Origin of the sequence: Serratia sp. AS12, from assembly GCF_000214195.1 — a bacterium.
GTDB lineage: Bacteria > Pseudomonadota > Gammaproteobacteria > Enterobacterales > Enterobacteriaceae > Serratia > Serratia plymuthica.
The window spans coordinates 4145017-4163111 of sequence record NC_015566.1; the positions used below are offsets into that span (position 1 = coordinate 4145017).

Genomic DNA, 18095 nt, shown 5'->3' on the forward strand with positions numbered 1-18095 from the left:
GTTTTTTTATGCCCCATTACGGCGGTGCGTAATGCGTCGCCTGGTGATGGGATTTTAACCAGACATCCAGTTGCCGATAACGATCGCGCATCTCTTCACTCTGCAGGTGTGCAGGCGTCAGTGAGAAATAGAACTGGAAGGTCTGGCCTTGCCGGTTACGGGCTTTACCGTCCGCCCCCGCCTGCAGCAACATCAACGCCAACTGCGGCGCATTGATTTTCGCTGCCACATGCAAAGGCGCATCCCCCAGCCTGTCACTCAACGTGGTATCCGCCCCGGCTGCCAGCAGCAACCGCAATTGCTCCTCGCGCCCCGCCAGCACCGCAGCGGACAGCGGCGTCGCGCCGGTCATCGTATTGCGCAGGTTAACCGGCACGCCATGCGCCAGCAGCAGCCGCAAATACTGCGGATCCTGCACCGTTGCGGCGGTATGCAGCACGCTGTTCCCCTCCAGCCCCGGCACGGCGACATCAGCTCCCATCTCCAGCAGCGAACTTAGGCTTTGCGGTTGCTGCGAGAGAATCGCCCATTGAGGCAGCGTGACCTGGCGATCGCCCTGCTCACTCAAACGCGGCCGTGTTGCCTGTTCGACGATGCCCTGCGTATCACCGCGCATCACCGCCTGCGCCAACGCCTGATTGCCGCGCCCGGTGAACGGGGAAATAGACTGATTCATCTGTTGTTCCTTAGCCATAATCAGCAAGCCGGTGACCACTATCAGCGCCAGCACGGCGATAATCAACGTCTGCCGAACCCCACGCCTTTCAGGCATTGGCCTTCATCTCCCACGGCTTTTGCTCCACCATCGAACTGATGACCTTATCAATGCCATGTGCGGTCAAGCTGCGATCCACATGTTTACTCGGTCGCCAGTCGTCAATGCCGCTCAAGGTATCGTTATTGGCCAGGGTAATTTTATGCCCGATGGCATCCGGGATCAGCGAAGTGGATTCCTGTGTTCCGGTCAGCATGTCGTATTGTTCGCTGTAGCGGCGAATACCGCCGGCTTGCGCATCCTGCTTAGCCGCCGCCGGATCGATGCCCATACGGTTCAACGTATAGTCAGAAACGCCCGCCGCGTTGAAAGTGACCGCTACAGTACCGGTCGCCAGCGCCGCCGTTGCCGCCAGCCCACCGCCGAGAGAATGACCGGCAATCACCAGCGCATCACCAAACGCCGCCCTGGCGCCTTTAGCTACCGCGACAGCCTGATTGTACTGCACATCATCGTAACCGGTCGCCTGCCGCACATTGCTCAGCCAATCGCGCATATCATTGGTGCCGGCAAAGGCCAGGACATACTGTTGGTTGTCGCTATAGATACCGGCCTGAAAACCCGACGCCGCATCATGCAAACTGGCGGGATCAATACCCGCGCCGAGCAACGCGCTGTCGCTCAGGCGGTTGAATCCTTCCACACCCTGGCCGTTCAGGCTGTAAACGTCTTTGGCCAGCAACGCGAGCGTATAATCTCCCTGTTGTGGCTGCTGGCCGCGCGTTACCCCCAGGGGTGTCGCGGCCGGCGCGGCAGCCGACATATCGCTCACCAGAGCGTTCAGCAGGTTCCGGGTATTCAGGTTATTCGGTGAAAGCGTGGCCGCAGCGGCCCCGGCTGCCGGTGATTCAACGGGCTCCGATGAACTCACCGGTTGCAGTGCCGCACGCGCTACAGGGGATTGAATGGTCGCAGGGTTAACCGCAGAGGTAAAACTCAAAGACATACTCATGCCGACTCCTTGTCGATAGGCTTATCAATGCCGCACCCGATACGGGTGCCAGAGTAGCTATCGGCAGGTCGGAGCAGTTCTGTAATGCAGACGATTATCTTTGCGAGGAATGTGATCCGGATTCACTTTACCGGCCGGCGAGCAATAAAAAAGGGAGCCGAAGCTCCCTCAGTGACTGCGCAGGTCATTACAGGCTGGCGGTAAAAGTACGTGCGATCACGTCACGTTGCTGTTCTGACGTCAGCGAGTTGAAGCGTACCGCATAACCGGACACGCGAATGGTCAGCTGCGGGTATTTTTCCGGGTGCTTGACCGCATCTTCCAGCGTCTCGCGGCGCAATACGTTCACGTTCAGGTGTTGGCCACCCTCTACACGCACGGTTGGCTGCATTTCCAGCGGCACTTCACGGTACTCGATCTGGCCCAGATCGTTGACCGGCACAACCTGATCTTCGACATAGTTGGCTTTAGCGCAAACGCAGCGGGCTTCTGACGTTTCATCATCCAGCAGCCAGAAAGAGTTCACCAGCGCCTGGTCGTTCGCTTTAGTGATTTGAATACCAGTAATCATTTTGTTGCCTCCGTACAAGGACGAAAAAATTCTACTTCGCGAGAAAATTCAATGTTGGTTTCGGCCATTTGGTAAAACCATTGTTGTCTTATTGTTCTGTATACCAGTCAAGTCGGAGCAATTCTTTGATTAAAATCAATTTTTATGGGTTATCCATACATAGTGAAGGGGCAAGTTTCTGTTTTACGTCAATTTTCCCCATTCCGCCGAGAACCGTTATTTTTGTAAATTTTAAAAAATACGCGTACAGGGGCAGCCCTCGTAAAGGCAAAAGCGGGTTTCACTGCGTGAAGGTAAACGGTAAGCTATGGTCAGTGAATTGTTAACGAAAACAAAGGAGAGCGTTTATGTCTACCTCCCTCACCTGGCATGACGTCATCGGCAAGGAAAAAGAGCAACCCTATTTTCATGAAACGCTTGCCTTTGTTGCCGCTGAACGCCAGGCCGGTAAGACCATTTATCCACCACAAAAAGACGTGTTCAACGCCTTCCGCTATACCGAACTGGCGGACGTGAAAGTGGTGATCCTCGGCCAGGATCCTTATCACGGCCCGAATCAGGCCCACGGCCTTTCTTTCTCGGTGCTTCCCGGCGTGCCGGCGCCCCCTTCGCTGGTCAACATGTATAAAGAATTGGCGACGGATATCCCGGGATTTGAGCGGCCAAGCCACGGCTGCCTGCAAAGCTGGGCGGAACAGGGCGTGCTGCTGCTGAACACGGTATTGACCGTTGAACGCGGCCAGGCGCATTCCCACGCAAAACTGGGTTGGGAAACCTTTACGGATAGAGTGATCGCCGCACTGAATGACAACCGCGAAGGCGTGGTGTTTCTGCTGTGGGGCTCGCATGCCCAAAAGAAAGGCAACATTATCGACAGCAAGCGCCACCACGTGCTGAAAGCGCCGCATCCTTCGCCGCTCTCGGCCCACCGCGGCTTCCTCGGTTGTCGCCATTTCTCGCAGGCCAATCAACTGCTGGAACAACAGGGGCTGAAACCTATCGACTGGCTGCCGCAACTGCCGCAGGCATAACTCAGACAGAGCCCAGACGCAAAAGAGGTTGATGACAAAGTGGTCTTTGAGCCCGAGATACTCGGGCCTAGCGCACCGAGGGGCGCTCCGACGGCCAAGGCCGTTACGACCCCTTCGGCACGCTCTCCCTAATAACAGGCTTTGTCAGCAGTCTGAAAAAAGGCACCCGCAGGTGCCTTTTCTTTACTTAATTCCGCTTAAGCCTTGGCTTTGGAAACCGCAACCATCGCCGGGCGCAGCAGGCGGCCATTCAGCGTATAGCCTTTCTGCATCACCATCATTACGTGGTTCGGCTGGTGATCGGCAGACTCCATCAGACTCATCGCCTGGTGCACGTCCGGGTTGAACGGCACGTTGATGTCGCCAACGATTTCGATACCGTACTTGCTCACTGCGTCTTGCAAGGATTTCAGCGTCAGTTCGATGCCTTCGATCATTGCCGTCAGTTCTGGATTGTTTTTATCCGCCAGATCCAGCGCGCGTTCCAGGTTATCAATCACCGGCAGCAAGTCGCCAGCAAATTTCTCCAGCGCAAATTTGTGCGCTTTCTCGATATCCAGCTCGGTACGTCGGCGAACGTTTTCCATTTCCGCTTTGGCGCGTAGCAGGCTGTCGCGTTCATGCTGCTGGGATTCAGCCAACTGAGCTTCCAGCTCGGCAATGCGCGCATCCCGCAGATCGACGCCCTCTGCCACTTCCGGCAAGACTTCCTGCTGGTCCATTTCTTCCGAGACTTGCTCGTTTGGCGTCTTCTGTTCTTTACTACTCATGAATATCTCCGCGTTTTAGCATTAATCTCGCAACTTGGCTTATTATGGGGATCAAAACCGGGGTTTCAAGTCAACCGGTCACAATGTGGGGCATAAACTCGTCCCGGTGAGGAAAATCACAGCAATGAATAAGAAATTCGCCTGTATTGGCATTGTGGGTCACCCGCGCCACCCTTCAGCGCTGGCAACGCATGAGATGTTGTTTCACTGGTTGGTCGCCCGAGGCTACTCGGTGATGCTCGAACGGCAGATAGCCCAGGATTTGGGCTTGAAAGACGTCGTGACCGGCAGCCTGGCAGACATTGGCCAGAAAGCCGACCTGGCCGTGGTGGTCGGCGGTGACGGCAATATGCTCGGCGCGGCGCGCGTGTTGGCGCGTTACGATATTAAAGTGATCGGCGTAAACCGCGGTAATCTCGGATTTTTGACCGATCTCGACCCCGACAACGCGCTGCAGCAATTGGCCGACGTGCTGGAAGGCGAATACATCGATGAACAGCGCTTCCTGCTGGAAACCATCGTGCACAAAGAGAACCAGCAGTGCCGCATCAGCACCGCCATCAACGAAGTGGTGCTGCACCCCGGCAAAGTGGCGCACATGATCGAATTCGAAGTGTATATCGACGATCGTTTCGCCTTCTCGCAACGTTCCGACGGGCTGATTATCGCCACGCCGACCGGGTCAACCGCCTACTCGCTCTCCGCCGGCGGGCCGATCCTGACGCCTTCGCTGGAGGCCATTGCGCTGGTGCCGATGTTCCCGCACACCCTTTCCGCCCGCCCGCTGGTGATCAACGGCAACAGCACCATTCGGCTGAAGTTTTCACAGATCGGCAGCGATCTGGAAATCAGCTGCGACAGCCAGATCGCGCTGCCTATCCAGGAAGGCGAAGAGGTATTGATACGCCGCAGTGATTTCCATTTGAATCTTATTCATCCAAAGGACTACAGCTATTTCAATACGTTAAGCACAAAACTCGGCTGGTCAAAAAAATTGTTCTAAAAACGTCGCCAGCTACTTTACTGTATATAAAACCAGTTTATACTGTATGAAACTACAGTTATGTGTTTATACACAGGAAGGTTCCCATGCTGGCGCAATTGACCATCAGCAATTTTGCTATCGTTCGTGAGTTGGAGATTGATTTTCAACCGGGTATGACGGCGATTACCGGTGAAACCGGCGCCGGCAAATCCATCGCCATCGACGCGCTGGGCCTGTGCCTCGGCAACCGCGCCGACGGCAATGTGGTGCGCCTGGGGGCCGCCCGTGCCGATATCTGCGCGCGCTTCTCGCTGGCGGATACTCCCTCAGCCCGCCAATGGCTTGAGCAGAACCAACTGGACGACAGCAATGAGTGCTTGCTGCGCCGGGTGATCAACGCAGACGGCCGCTCGCGCGGCTTTATCAATGGCACCGCCGTGCCGCTTTCGCAGCTGCGCGAACTTGGCCAACGCCTGATTCAAATCCACGGCCAGCATGCTCATCAGCTGTTGCTCAAACCCGAGCATCAAAAACAGCTGCTGGACGCCTATGCAGACGAACCTGCCCTGCTGGCGCAAATGCAACAAGCTTACCAGCGCTGGCACCAAAGTTGCCGCGAACTGGCGCACCACCAACAACAGTCCCTCGAGCGTGACGCGCGCAAACAGCTGCTGCAATACCAGTTGAAAGAGCTGAACGAATTCGCCCCGCAGGCCGGTGAATTTGAACAAACAGACGCGGAATACAAGCGCCTGGCCAACAGCGGCCAGTTGCTGACCATTAGCCAGCAAACGCTGCAATTGCTGGCCGATGATGAAGAACACAACATGCTCAGCCAGCTTTACACCGCCAAACACCTGCTGGTCGAACTGGTCAGCATGGATGAAAAACTGGGCGAACTGCTGAACATGCTGGAAGAGGCCTCAATCCAAATCAGCGAGGCCAGCGATGAACTGCGCCACTATGCCGATCGCATGGATCTCGATCCCAACCGCCTGCATGAACTGGAACAGCGCCTGTCGCGGCAAATCAACCTGGCGCGTAAACATCACGTGGCGCCAGAGGAGCTGCCGCAGCTACACCAGCAGTTGCTGGATGAGCAACAATTGCTGTCGCAACAGGAAAGCGACCACGAGCACCTTAACGAAGCGGTCACCCTGCACCATCAGCAGGCGCTGGTTCTGGCGGAGCAACTGCACCAAAAACGCCAGCATTACGCCGCCGAACTGACCACGTTGATTACCGACAGCATGCAGGCGCTCTCTATGCCACACGGCAAATTCAACATCGATGTGCGCTTCGAGCCCCAATATTTGAGCGCCGAAGGGGCAAGTCGCACCGAGTTCTGCGTATCCACCAACCCGGGTCAACCATTGCAGGCGCTGGCTAAAGTGGCGTCCGGCGGCGAATTGTCACGCATCGCGCTGGCGATTCAGGTCATCACTGCCCGCAAGATGGAAACCCCAGCGCTGATTTTCGACGAAGTGGACGTGGGTATCAGTGGCCCGACCGCCGCCATCGTGGGCCGCCTGCTTCGCCAGCTAGGGGAGTCAACGCAGGTCATGTGCGTCACCCACCTGCCGCAGGTCGCGGGGTGCGGGCATCAGCATCTGTTTGTCAGCAAGCAGACCGACGGCACGGAAACCGAAACGCAGATGTCGCCGCTGGATAAACGTGCCCGTTTGCAGGAGTTGGCGCGCCTTCTTGGCGGCAGTGAAGTCACCCGCAACACACTGGCAAACGCAAAAGAACTGCTGGCCGCATAAAAAAGCTCAACTTTTTCACTTTTCTGAGGTCTGACTTTGGCGCTGTTTACCTGGCAGATTTCAAGGTGCGGCAAGGCGACAACCGCCCCATCCTCCAGGCACGTAGTCAACTGAGTGACTGGAGCGTGAGAGGGAAGTCATCGCCGCTACAACTTGAAAGATGAAGGGTATAAAGGTTTCCAACTGCTGCAAGGTCTATTATCATCGGCATCCTATGCCCTAAAGGAATGTGATTACTATGCGCTGTAAAACGCTGGCTGCTGCCGCTGTGGTTCTTGTGATGCTGACTGCAGGCTGTTCTACTTTTGAGAAAGTGGTTTATCGGCCTGACATCAACCAAGGGAACTACCTGACGTCGACCGACGTGGCTAAAATCCAAAAAGGTATGACCCAGCAACAGGTCGCTTATACATTGGGTACCCCAATGTTACAGGATCCGTTCGGTACTCAGACGTGGTTCTATGTATTCCGCCAGCAACCTGGCCATGAAGATATCACCCAGCAAACCCTGACGCTGACCTTTGATAGCGCGGGCGTGTTGACCGATATTCAGAACAAGCCGGCGCTGACCAAGTAATCAGCGCAGGAGCTATCGTCCGGCCCGTGAGGGGCGATTCAGGTTCTTCATGACAGTAACAGGCTGCAACTCGGAAGATAAAATTCTGATAAAAAATAAGGCGCATTCAGCGCCTTATTTTTTTGCTTTCTCTGCCCGTTGCCGACGCAGCTCTTTAGGGTCGGCAATCAGGGGACGGTAAATTTCTACCCGGTCGCCATCGTTCAGCACATCACCCAGCTTGGCCGGGCGGCTGTAGATGCCCAGCTTATTGCTTTGCAAATCAATGTCACCACGTAGTTCCAGCAGCCCGGAGGCCATAATAGCCTGTTCAACGCTGCTGCCTTCCGCCAGCGTAACCTTGCGCAGATACTGACGCTCCGGCAAGGCGTAAACCACCTCAACCCGAATATCAGACACTGTAAACCTCTTTCGCCCGCTGTGTGAAGGCCTGCACCATGTTGCCTGCCAGCTCTTTGAACACCTTGCCGAACGCCAGCTCGATCAGTTTGTTGGTAAATTCAAAATCCAGGTGCAGCTCAACCTTACAGGCTTCCGGGCTCAGCGGCGTAAACTGCCAGCCCCCCATCAGCTTGCGGAACGGGCCATCAACCAGTTGCATATTGATGCTCTGGTTATCCTGCAGCGTGTTGCGCGTAGTGAAGGTTTTGCTGATACCGGCTTTGGCAACGTCAACCGCGGCGGTCATTTGATTGTTGGACGCGTCAATCACCCGGCTGCCGGTACAACCTGGCAGAAAATCGGGGTAAGAGTGAACATCGTTAACCAACTGATACATCTGCTCGGCGCTGAACGGCACTAACGCAGACCGACTGATCTGGGGCATATCATTTCCTGTGAGACACAAAACATACAGATAATACCATTTATCTATCGCCAAACAAAAAATCTGCTATGCAACGCGAGGGCCAAAAATGCGAAAAATTGCGCAGGTGCTGAGCGGTAAAGGATTTCTTTCGTCGAATCATCCAGTATAATGAACAAACTATGACAAAGAAAAAAGCACACAAACCCGGTTCCGCCACCATTGCGCAGAACAAGCGAGCGCGTTTCGAATACTTCATTGAAGAAGAGTTCGAGGCGGGCCTGTCGCTGCAAGGGTGGGAAGTAAAATCGCTGCGTGCCGGCAAAGCCAACATTAGCGACAGCTACGTGACCTTCCGCGATGGTGAAGCCTATCTGTTTGGGGCCACCGTCTCACCGCTCAACGTAGCCTCGTCGCATGTGGTATGCGATCCGACACGTACCCGTAAATTGCTGCTGAAAAAACGTGAGCTGGACTCACTGCTCGGCCGCGTAAACCGCGACGGTTACACCGTAGTTGCCTTGTCCATGTATTGGAAAAATGCCTGGGCCAAGATCAAAATCGGCGTAGCCAAAGGCAAGAAAGAACACGATAAACGCGATGACATCAAAGATCGTGAATGGCAGACGGCGAAATCCCGTATCATGAAGCATGCCAACCGATAAGCCTCTGGCTTAACGGGTTAAACTTCTGGTATACTGAACAAAGTTACTTGGGGCTGATTCTGGATTCGACGGGATTGTGAGGCCTTAGGAGCATGCCGAGGGGCGGTTGGCCTCGTAAAAAGCCGCAAAAAAAATAATTGCAAACGACTCGCAATTCGAATCTGCTGCTTTAGCAGCTTAATCAGCCTAAGAAACTGAAGATTCCCTCTCTCCCTAGCCTCCGCTCTTAGGACGGGGATCAAGAGAGGTCAAACCCAAAAGAGATCGCGTGGATGTCCTGCCTGGGGCTGAAGCGTTAAACCCAATCAGGCTAGTTTGTTAGTGGCGTGTCCATCCGCAGCTGACCGGCGAATGTAATGATTGGACTAAGCATGTAGTGCCGACGGTGTAGTAATTCCGGACGGGGGTTCAAATCCCCCCAGCTCCACCAAATAGGTCACCGGTGATACCAGATAGATCCGGCGATAATAGCGAGAAAGCCCGCAACTCCGTTGCGGGCTTTTTTGTGTCGGTTGCTCATGTACGAGGTTTACATGCGCGACATTCATTTTAAACGGCTTTTCTTTCCGTTAAAAAATCAATTAACGTCTTCACTCTTTTGGTCTTACCCGCATTTTTCGGGTAATAAAGATAAACGGCTGGGTAGGTTTTCCAGTAATTCTCCATCACGGGAATAAATTTCTCTTTGTCGGGCTGTAACCTGTGAATGGGCTCAAACAACCTTCCGATGCCCAGTCCGCTCCGTATTCCATCGGCCATAACGTCAATATCGTTGCTGATTAACTGGCCCGGCATCTCAACGGTTAGTTGCTCGCCTTTGTGATCAAGAATCAGCGGAAGGATGCGGTTATTGGTGATGAATCTATAGCCGATAAGTTTGTGCTGATGGAGCTCGGCCGGCGTAGTGGGTGTCCCGAACGCCTCCAGATAGGCCGATGACGCATACAGCCCTTCCCTAAACGGCTTCATCAACTGGCGAGCCACCACTCCGCCTTCAAGAATATCGCCAAAGCGTATCCCCAGATCAAAGCGGTCATCAATAATATTAACGGTGCCGTCGTAAACCGAAACTTCAAGTTTAATGCCGGGATATTGCCGACAAAAGGCCGCCATAGCCGGTTTAAGTATGAGCAGATAAGCGAAGCGGGAGAGCGTAATCCTGACCAGGCCAGAGGGTTCCTGGTTCTGGTCGCGGATGTTTTCCAGCGATTTTTCAAGCGAGTCCACTGCCGCTACAGTTTGCTCCAACAGCTGTTGCCCAGCTTCCGTCAGTTCAATGCGCCGTGTCGTACGGACAAAAAGAGGGTGACCGATGTGTTGTTCAAGCAGCTTAAGCGCCTTACTGACAGAGGGAGGCGTAATCTCGAGCTTCCTGGCCGCAGCCGAAATATTGCCTTCCCGGGCAATGCTCTGAAAGATGCGTATCTGGTTGTAAATCACGTTATTCATCACGTCATCCTGAAGCAAATGGCCCACCGATTATTAACTACAGGCTAAATATCCTTAAGTCAATAAGGGCCTAATCTTATCAAAATCGCGAGCTTATACTTTTTTCAGTGCCCCCTTCGTAGTTAAGTTCAGGAGACTGAAATGCGCATTTTGTGTTTGGATATTCCCGCTTCCGGCGCCTCGCTGGAAAAATACGCTCCACATCTGACTTCAGAAGTGTTGCATACCTGGAGTTTGTATAAATCCGGCAGTATCCGGGATATTTATTTTCGACAGGATCGGCCCGGCGTAGCGATTTTTCTTGAATGTGACTCGGTGGAAAAAGCCCGGATGCTGATGGCCGATTTTCCGCTGGCAAAAGCCGGTCTGCTTACCTTCGAATGTATCCCTTTGGGGTCATTTACCAATTGGGAACACCTGTTTGCCGGGGAGTTCAAAGATCAGCCAGAGGAAGCGATGAAATGAAATCAGACCGCAAACCCGTGCTGTGCGTCGTCACCAGCCATCCGATAAAAGGCGTTTCCGGCGTGCCTACCGGTTTTTTCATGGCAGAGCTCACCCATCCCCTGAAAGTGCTGGAAGATGCGGGGATCCCAACAGTGATTGCCAGCATTCGTGGGGGCCAGCCGCCGGTTGACGGTTTCGATCTCAGCGATCCCGTTAACGCCTGGTTCTGGAACGAGACCGATTTCCAGCATCGCCTCGCCACCACGCCGCCTTTATCTGAGCTGAACGGGGCCGATTATTCCGCGGTCTTTTTTGCTGGCGGGCACGGCACAATGTGGGACTACCGCGATAACCCGGATGCGCAGCGCATTATCAGAGAGGTATACGAAAGCGGTGGGACAGTGTCGGCAGTCTGCCATGGCCCGGCCGCGCTGGTTGACGCAAAACTCAGCAATGGTGAATACCTGGTGAAAGGAAAGAACCTGGCAGCCTTCACCAATAAAGAAGAAGACGAAGTTCAGGCAACGGCTGTGGTCCCCTATTTGTTGGAAACCGCCCTGCGGGAGCACGGCGCACTTCATCATGAAGCACCCAACTGGTCTGAGAATGTGGTGACGGATGGTCGTCTGATCACCGGTCAGAACCCTGCCTCAGCGCACGGCGTTGGCGTGGCGTTGGTGGACGCGCTGCACCAGACAATCTAACGGCGGGCATAGCACGCTGGCACCGTTATTCTGTTCAACGTGTTAAGCCTTCATTTTGGCCGGGCGGGAAGTCATTTCTCCGGCCCTTTCCAGGAGGACATAATGAAAAAATTGCCAAAAATAGCGTTGGGAACCTGGTCCTGGGGAGCGGGATTTGCGGGTGGAGATACCGTATTCGGAAATCACCTTTCCGACCGGCAGATGGCAGAGGTATTCAGCAACGCCATGGATAAAGGGCTTAATCTGTGGGATACCGCCGCCGTCTACGGGATGGGAAGCTCCGAAACAGCGCTGGGTAAGTTAGTCCGTCAGTACCCGCGTGAAGACATAATTCTATCGACCAAGTTTACCCCGCAAATTGCCGACAAGACGCCGGTTCAGCCCGTTAGCGCCATGCTTGAGGCGAGCCTCGAGCGCCTGGGCGTGGAGGAGATTGATATCTACTGGATCCATAATCCTTCCGACGTGGAGAAATGGACGCCGGGCCTTATTCCGCTTTTACAGAGCGGCAGGGTTAAACAGGTTGGCGTATCCAATCACAGCCTGGCACAAATAAAGCGTGCCAATGAAATCCTGAAACAGGCCGGTTTCTCTGTAAGCGCAGTTCAGAATCACTACAGCTTGCTCTACCGTTCATCGGAAGACGCGGGGATCCTCGACTATTGCCATAAAAACGGCATCACCTTTTTTGCCTATATGGTGCTGGAACAGGGAGCCTTGAGCGGCCATTACAACTCGCAAAATCCCATGCCCGCGGGCAGTGGGCGCGCTGAAACCTATAACCGGGTTCTACCGCAGTTAGAAAACTTAACCGCGGCGATGAAGGTGATGGGAGATGCCAGAAACGCCAGCGTTGCGCAGGTTGCCATCGCGTGGGCCATTGCGAAAGGCACCCTGCCGATCATTGGTGCGACCAAGATTCACCATGTTCAGGACGCTGCCGGGGCTGCAGACATTCAGCTTGGCGCTGAGGAAATGGCAACGCTGGAACGCCTTGCCAAAGAAGCGGGAGTTGATACGCGGGGGGCATGGGAGAAGTCCATGGTCTAGCGAGGGGCTCGAAGCATGTCGCCGGGTTCCCCCTTTTTCAAGACGGGATCCCGCGTTCTGGCAGGCATCGCCATTTCAGGCATTCTCCCCCCGTTGTACAGCGGTTCCCCTATGTCAAAACACTGAGCGGAAATCAAAGATGAAAATCATTTGCCTTGAAGAACATACTCTGGATAAAGCGCTGGTTATGGCATCCATGCCGGCTGCACTTGAGCAGGCTCCGTTTCTGAGCGATTGGGGAAAGACGGTTACTGACGGCAATCTTCCCGATCGAAGCCGCCCCCAAATTGAAAAAAACGACCTGATTAACATTAAGGGCGCAGACATAGGTCGCGGGCGTCTGGACGATATGGACGTGGCCGGTATCACCATGCAGGTGCTTTCGGTTGGAGGATTTCCACACCTGATATCGGCTGCTGAGGGGGTGGATTTGAACCGCGCGGCTAACGACCGCCTCGCTGACGCGGTTAACGCTCATCCAGACCGCTTTGCCGCATTCGCCACGCTTCCATGGGCTCAGCCCGATTCGGCAGAAAAAGAACTTGAGCGAGCGGTTAAAGAGTTGGGTTTTAAAGGCGCTCTGCTAAACGGCAGGCCATCAACCCATTTTCTCGACCATCCGGATTACGACGGGCTGCTGGCCCGCTTCAACGCTCTTGGCGTCCCGCTCTATCTCCATCCGGGGCTTCCCGTTCGCAGCGTACAACAGGCTTATTACGGTGGCTTCAGCGATGAAGTCACCGCCAGGCTATCGATGTTTGGTTGGGGCTGGCATCACGAAGCGGGCATTCATCTGCTGCGGTTAATCCTGTCCGGGGCCTTTGATAAATATCCGAACCTTCAGGTCATAAGCGGCCACTGGGGAGAGATGCTGCCATTCTGGTTACAGCGTCTGGACGATAGCCTCCCCCAGGCCGCTACGGGGTTACGACGCACCATTGCGCAGACCTTTAAGGAACAGGTGTATGTGACACCCTCCGGAATGCTGACGCTACCGCATTTTCAGTTTATCTATGCACTGTTGGGGGCCGAGCGGATTATTTTTTCTGTTGATTATCCCTACCAGACGCTGGATGGCGTGAAGGCATTTATCCAAAGTTTACCTGTTCCTGAAGAGGCGAAAGAAGCGATAGCCTTCCGCAATGCTGAGCGGTTGCTCGGATTAACGTCTTGATAAAAAAGGTTTTGCGGAAGCCTTGAGTCAACCAGGGTAATTATTAGCTTTTAGCTAAAAGTGATTGTTCCATTAATACTCTAAAAAACAGAATACGGTCATTCTATACTGGTGACCTGGTAAACAATTAACTTTTAAGCTATTGAAAATGAAAAATATCCTGATTATTTCCGGACATCCGAATCTTAACGAGTCAATCGGTAACGCGACTATCCTGGATGAGATAACCTTGGCATTGCCGGAGGCTGAAATTCGCCGTCTGGATTGGCTCTATCCGGACAACAAAATCAATGTAAAAGCAGAGCAGGAGAGCCTGCTGAAAGCCGATGTGATCGTCTGGCAATTTCCCTTCTCCTGGTATTCGCTTCCGGGCGTAATGAAATTATGGCTGGATGAGGTTTTTGTCCACGGGTTCGCACAGGGTTCAACGGCAAAACTTGGCGGTAAAAAACTTATTCTTTCGTTTACCACCGGCGCACAGCAAGCGCTCTATTCATCGGAAGGATTTTTTGGCCATAGCCTTGAAAATTACCTTACCCAGTTTGAAACCACCGCCAGGCTTTGCAATCTCGATTTGCAAATGCCGGTGTATACCTGTGGCATCAGTTATGCCGACAGGGATGAAAATAAAATAGCGCAACAGAAAATAATGGCCAAAGAGCATGCCTCACGACTGATCGCGCTGTTGAAATCCTTATCCCCAGAATTGAAACTGGCCGTATAAAATAAAGGCACCCTGTGAAAAATATTATAACCATGACGCTCTGCCTGCTGGTTGGCAGCCCCGCATTTGCAGCCGGCTCAACTCTGCAGGATAAAACCGTTATGAACATTTTCGAGCTTGGCATCAAAGCGGGGAAAAGCCGGCAGTATGATGAAGTCGCCAGAAGCACTATTTCCTCTTCCCTTGAGGCTGAAAGTGGCACCTTGGCCATGTACTCACTCAAACGCAAGGATGATCTCAATCAGGCGTACATGATTGAAATCTACGCCGGAAAGGAGGCCTATAAAAAACACGTAGATTCAGAGCAGTACAAGGCGTTTATTGAGCGTGCGCCTGAAATCATAGATCAAAAAAGCAAAACAGATGTCACACCGCAATTCCTTGGCGATAAGCAAATAGTACAAAACGAGAGAACGATAAATAACCTGGTTATTGTCGATGTAAAACCCGAGCATCAGCAGGCCTTCAAAAATATCGTCCTCGCGGAAATGTCTGACTCCCTGAAGATTGAAGATGGCGTGCTGGCTATGTATGCCGCAACCGATGCGAAAAATGAAAATCGCTGGTACTTCTATGAAATTTACGCCAGCGAAGCTGATTATCAACGGCACAGGCAGACGCCCCACTTCCGGGGGTATATAGCGCAAACCTCAGAAATGACAACCGCGAAGGAATCAATCCCTGTCGTGCCCGTGTTTCTCAGAAATAAAGGCGCCATGCAGTTTGATGATTAGTGCCTGAGCTTCTGTCGATTGGATGATCAATGAGGTTTTGCAATGAAAGAGATTATTGCCGCTGCAGTGATGTCGCTTGTACTTGCAGATTTCGTGGATGCAGAAGAAAAAAGAGGTGAAGCTATGTTGAAAATTAATCCGTCGGGCCTTTCAGTTGCCGATATCCAATCCGTTTCTCCGGCACTGGCCCGCTTCGGTAGCGAAGCCATTACGGACGATCTCTGGAAACGTGATGAGCTTTCGCAACGTGACCGCAGCATCGTTACCCTGGCCATTCTGATTGCCAGGAACCAGCCCACCGAACTAAAGCACTATGTCGGGGTTGCACTCGACAGTGGCGTCACGCCGGCCGAAGTATCGGAGATTATCACGCACCTTGCGTTCTATTCCGGATGGCCAAGTGCGATGTCGGCTATTGCAGTCACTAAAGGTGTTTTTCAGGAGCGTGGCGTCACTGCACAACAGTTAGCCGAGGCCTCTCCTGCACTTCTGCCGCTTAATCAGGATGTCGAACGGCAGCGTTCAGAAACGGTGGAAAAAAATGTCGCGCCAATTTCCCCTGGGCTGGTCAAATTCACCACCGCCCCTCTCTTTCTCGATCTTTGGCAGAGGCCGGCGCTTAAGCCCCGGGACAGGAGTCTTGTGACGGTAAGCGCGCTGATAGCATCGGGGCAGAGCGCGCAAATTGGTTACCACCTTAACCGGGCCATGGATAATGGATTGACCGCCGAAGAAGCGGGTGAAGTCGTGACCCATTGCGCTTTCTATGCCGGCTGGCCAAATGCCTTTTCAGCAGCCCCTGTGGTCGGTGAAGTGCTACGCACCCGATAAAGGATAGAGCGCCCTGGATTAGCGGTGCCAAAAGAGCCTAACGAATGGTGCCAGAAACTGGCATCACAGCGTTATAGGATGTCTCCGCAAGCAGAGAGACATCCAAATCGCGCTCATCTCCTCCTGTTTTTAGAAGGAGTTGCAACGTACCTCAACCAGAACCGCTCAAACCTTGGTGAAGCAAATGAAACGTATTCAGTACGACAGTTATGGTGGCCCGGAGTTGATGCGGGTCGATGAGTTTGAATTGCCCACGCCCGCTAGCGATGAAGTGGCCGTGCAAGTCAGGTTCGCGGCAATCAACCCAATCGACTGGAAGCTGCGCAACGGACTGATGAAGATCGTCACCGGCAGACGTTTTCCCCGCGCAATGGGAATGGATTTTTCCGGTATCGTCACGTCCATTGGCCCAGGGGTCTCGCGCTTTAGGGTCGGCGACGCCGTCTTCGGCCTCGCTCGCTTCAAGGAAAGCGGTGCGCTTGGCCAGTCAGTGATCACGAAAGAAAACTTCCTGACCAGGAAGCCCGAGAGTATCCCCTTCGAGGATGCCGCCTGTCTGGGTACTCCGGGCGTTACGGCATGGAACGGGCTGATCGACAAGGCCAAGCTGCAAGCGGGTCAGCACGTCTTCATTAATGGCTGTGCCGGAGCGGTTGGCGAGGCATCTGTGCAGATCGCACGGCTTTTCGGTGCGGTCGTTTCCGGAAGTTGCAGCTCCCGAGACAGGGAGCGAGCTAAATCACTTGGCGTACAGACTGTCTACGACTATCGCGCAACGGATTTGTCGTCAATAACCACCCGCTTCGATGTGGTATACGACACTGCTGCGACAATGACCGTACCCGCCGGCGTGGCTATGCTACGCCGCGGGGGCGTGTTCCTTGATCTCAACCCCGACCTGGGCAAGTTCATTCGGGCTGTCTTCGATCGACGGCTGAAACCTGTCATTGGCTCGCCGCGAGCCGACATCCTGGAAAAGCTTGCCAGTGCCGCTAAAGAGGGCAAGTTCCAAATCGCGATTGGCGAAACCGTTGATCTGGGGGGCGCAATTCAACTGATCACCGAGCTTGAAAAGGGCCGCAAGCTCGGCGGTAAAGGCATTGTGGCGATGGAGTAAGCATGGCCAAAAGTCATCGATTATTCGACCTGATGCAAGTGCTCCGCCGACACCGAAGAACGGTGTCGGGCCAGGCACTTGCGCGTGAGTTGGGCGTGTCTCTGCGAACCATCCGCCGCGACATTGCCACACTGCAAGACATGGGAGCCGACATCGACGGAGAACCTGGCGTCGGCTACATCCTGCGGCCAGGGTTTCTGCTGCCGCCAATGTCTTTTACCGAAGAAGAAATCCTGGCGCTCGCGACCGGCGCCAAGTGGGTCAGTCGTCAGACCGACGCGACGTTAGCCCTTGCGGTGACAAACGCGCTGGCCAAAATCAATGCAGTCCTTCCACCCGACATGCGTTCAGCCTTCGACGATGACACTATCTATGTAGGTCATTCGCTGAAAGGCTCGACACATCTTGATCTGAGCGAAGTCCGTCGAGCGCTGCGCGAGCAGCGTAAGCTGCGCATCAAGCTGTCTCTCGAACACGCACCGGAAGATGAACAGGTAATATGGCCGATCATGCTCGGCTTTATCGAAGCCAAGCGGTTTATCGCAGCCTGGTGCGAGCTGGATGAACAGTTCCGGGTGATCGGCATGGACGATATCACTAGCGCGGAAGTTCTTACCGAACGCTACCTTCGGAGTCGCCGGCTGCTCGTTAAGGAGTGGCGCGCTCTCGAGATGCGACCGTGCAACGGTCAGGGCGACATTTGCTGATTTTAGGTAGATGTACGCCATAATGTCGATCGGTTACCGATGCCGATACTTCACTCGGCATCGCCTCACAATCACGCTTAATTATCTGTTTTAAAAATAAAATAGAAAACACCACCCTATCTCGTTTGCCAACTCACGCAATAACCCCATATTACCCTTGCCAGATGTAAGGCTTCCCGTTAGTTTATTGGTTACAGTGAAGCGCTGATTTATAAGCATCAGAGATGCCCGCAGCGTGTCGTCATAGCAGCACACCGAAGT

21 protein-coding genes and 1 other RNA gene are annotated in these 18095 nt (G+C 53.8%); 15 read left to right on the top strand and 7 right to left on the bottom strand.

Annotated elements, in window-relative coordinates; all coding sequences use genetic code 11:
* Positions 1-16: 16 nt before the first annotated feature.
* The 3 genes from SERAS12_RS19320 to grcA all read right to left on the bottom strand — a co-directional run bounded on the left by SERAS12_RS19320 (position 17) and on the right by grcA (position 2298).
* Complete coding sequence (locus SERAS12_RS19320; RefSeq protein WP_013814187.1) at positions 17-772, bottom strand: ankyrin repeat domain-containing protein; 756 nt, start codon at positions 770-772, stop codon at positions 17-19.
* The gene (locus tag SERAS12_RS19325) at positions 765-1727 is read right to left on the bottom strand and encodes a DUF2974 domain-containing protein (protein ID WP_013814188.1); all 963 of its coding nucleotides are present in this window, start codon (positions 1725-1727) and stop codon (positions 765-767) included. The genes SERAS12_RS19320 and SERAS12_RS19325 overlap by 8 nt, the downstream gene beginning before the upstream one ends.
* Positions 1728-1914: 187 nt before the next feature.
* Positions 1915-2298 carry an autonomous glycyl radical cofactor GrcA gene (grcA, locus tag SERAS12_RS19330; RefSeq protein WP_013814189.1) on the bottom strand — a complete coding sequence of 128 codons (384 nt, stop codon included), beginning with the start codon at positions 2296-2298 and terminating at the stop codon, positions 1915-1917.
* A 347-nt stretch (positions 2299-2645) separates the two neighbouring features.
* Between grcA and ung the strand changes: the two genes are divergently transcribed.
* On the top strand, positions 2646-3329 hold the full coding sequence (ung, locus tag SERAS12_RS19335; RefSeq protein WP_013814190.1) for a uracil-DNA glycosylase: 684 nt from the start codon (positions 2646-2648) through the stop codon (positions 3327-3329).
* 197 nt (positions 3330-3526) lie between these two features.
* Here ung and grpE read toward each other — a convergent pair whose 3' ends face one another.
* Positions 3527-4099 (bottom strand): nucleotide exchange factor GrpE, encoded by a 573-nt coding sequence (grpE, locus tag SERAS12_RS19340; RefSeq protein WP_006318487.1) that lies wholly within the window; start codon positions 4097-4099, stop codon positions 3527-3529.
* A gap of 124 nt (positions 4100-4223) precedes the next feature.
* On the opposite strand from grpE, the gene nadK reads away from it, so the two are divergent.
* From nadK to bamE, 3 genes are all read left to right on the top strand, one after another.
* Positions 4224-5102 (top strand): NAD(+) kinase, encoded by an 879-nt coding sequence (nadK, locus tag SERAS12_RS19345; protein ID WP_004953629.1) that lies wholly within the window; start codon positions 4224-4226, stop codon positions 5100-5102.
* Positions 5103-5188: 86 nt separating this feature from the next.
* Positions 5189-6850: a DNA repair protein RecN gene (recN, locus tag SERAS12_RS19350; protein WP_013814191.1), complete on the top strand. Its 1662-nt coding sequence runs from the start codon at positions 5189-5191 to the stop codon at positions 6848-6850.
* 238 nt (positions 6851-7088) lie between these two features.
* A complete protein-coding gene (bamE, locus tag SERAS12_RS19355; RefSeq protein WP_004953634.1) occupies positions 7089-7427 on the top strand; it encodes an outer membrane protein assembly factor BamE in 339 nt (112 codons plus the stop codon).
* A 114-nt stretch (positions 7428-7541) separates the two neighbouring features.
* Here bamE and SERAS12_RS19360 read toward each other — a convergent pair whose 3' ends face one another.
* Together SERAS12_RS19360 and SERAS12_RS19365 are read right to left on the bottom strand one after the other, a co-directional pair.
* The gene (locus tag SERAS12_RS19360) at positions 7542-7826 is read right to left on the bottom strand and encodes an RnfH family protein (RefSeq protein ID WP_013814192.1); all 285 of its coding nucleotides are present in this window, start codon (positions 7824-7826) and stop codon (positions 7542-7544) included.
* The gene (locus SERAS12_RS19365; protein ID WP_004953639.1) at positions 7819-8253 is read right to left on the bottom strand and encodes a type II toxin-antitoxin system RatA family toxin; all 435 of its coding nucleotides are present in this window, start codon (positions 8251-8253) and stop codon (positions 7819-7821) included. Before SERAS12_RS19365 ends, SERAS12_RS19360 begins: the two co-directional genes overlap by 8 nt.
* 161 nt (positions 8254-8414) lie before the next feature.
* Here SERAS12_RS19365 and smpB point away from each other — a divergent pair, with 161 nt between their 5' ends.
* Both smpB and ssrA read left to right on the top strand, forming a co-directional pair.
* The gene (smpB, locus tag SERAS12_RS19370; RefSeq protein ID WP_004953643.1) at positions 8415-8897 is read left to right on the top strand and encodes an SsrA-binding protein SmpB; all 483 of its coding nucleotides are present in this window, start codon (positions 8415-8417) and stop codon (positions 8895-8897) included.
* Between the two features lie 49 nt (positions 8898-8946).
* Positions 8947-9327, top strand: a transfer-messenger RNA (tmRNA) gene (gene ssrA, locus SERAS12_RS25810).
* 119 nt (positions 9328-9446) lie between these two features.
* On the opposite strand, the gene SERAS12_RS19375 is transcribed toward ssrA, so the two are convergent.
* Entirely contained in the window at positions 9447-10346 is a 900-nt protein-coding gene (locus SERAS12_RS19375) for a LysR family transcriptional regulator (protein ID WP_013814193.1), read from the bottom strand.
* 141 nt (positions 10347-10487) lie between these two features.
* Between SERAS12_RS19375 and SERAS12_RS19380 the strand changes: the two genes are divergently transcribed.
* From SERAS12_RS19380 to SERAS12_RS19420, 9 genes are all read left to right on the top strand, one after another.
* Positions 10488-10811 (top strand): hypothetical protein, encoded by a 324-nt coding sequence (locus SERAS12_RS19380; RefSeq protein WP_013814194.1) that lies wholly within the window; start codon positions 10488-10490, stop codon positions 10809-10811.
* Positions 10808-11497: a type 1 glutamine amidotransferase domain-containing protein gene (locus SERAS12_RS19385; RefSeq protein ID WP_013814195.1), complete on the top strand. Its 690-nt coding sequence runs from the start codon at positions 10808-10810 to the stop codon at positions 11495-11497. The genes SERAS12_RS19380 and SERAS12_RS19385 overlap by 4 nt, the downstream gene beginning before the upstream one ends.
* 102 nt (positions 11498-11599) lie before the next feature.
* Positions 11600-12547, top strand: coding sequence for an aldo/keto reductase (locus tag SERAS12_RS19390; protein WP_013814196.1), 948 nt, complete (start codon positions 11600-11602; stop codon positions 12545-12547).
* A 139-nt stretch (positions 12548-12686) separates the two neighbouring features.
* Positions 12687-13721 (top strand): amidohydrolase family protein, encoded by a 1035-nt coding sequence (locus SERAS12_RS19395; RefSeq protein WP_013814197.1) that lies wholly within the window; start codon positions 12687-12689, stop codon positions 13719-13721.
* Positions 13722-13869: 148 nt separating this feature from the next.
* Positions 13870-14445 (top strand): NAD(P)H-dependent oxidoreductase, encoded by a 576-nt coding sequence (locus SERAS12_RS19400; RefSeq protein ID WP_013814198.1) that lies wholly within the window; start codon positions 13870-13872, stop codon positions 14443-14445.
* Between the two features lie 14 nt (positions 14446-14459).
* Positions 14460-15179, top strand: coding sequence for a putative quinol monooxygenase (locus tag SERAS12_RS19405; RefSeq protein ID WP_041416314.1), 720 nt, complete (start codon positions 14460-14462; stop codon positions 15177-15179).
* Between the two features lie 42 nt (positions 15180-15221).
* On the top strand, positions 15222-16010 hold the full coding sequence (locus tag SERAS12_RS19410; RefSeq protein WP_013814200.1) for a carboxymuconolactone decarboxylase family protein: 789 nt from the start codon (positions 15222-15224) through the stop codon (positions 16008-16010).
* A 184-nt stretch (positions 16011-16194) separates the two neighbouring features.
* A complete protein-coding gene (locus SERAS12_RS19415) occupies positions 16195-17127 on the top strand; it encodes an NAD(P)-dependent alcohol dehydrogenase (protein ID WP_013814201.1) in 933 nt (310 codons plus the stop codon).
* A gap of 2 nt (positions 17128-17129) precedes the next feature.
* A complete protein-coding gene (locus tag SERAS12_RS19420; RefSeq protein WP_013814202.1) occupies positions 17130-17834 on the top strand; it encodes a YafY family protein in 705 nt (234 codons plus the stop codon).
* The last annotated feature ends 261 nt before the right edge of the window (positions 17835-18095 follow it).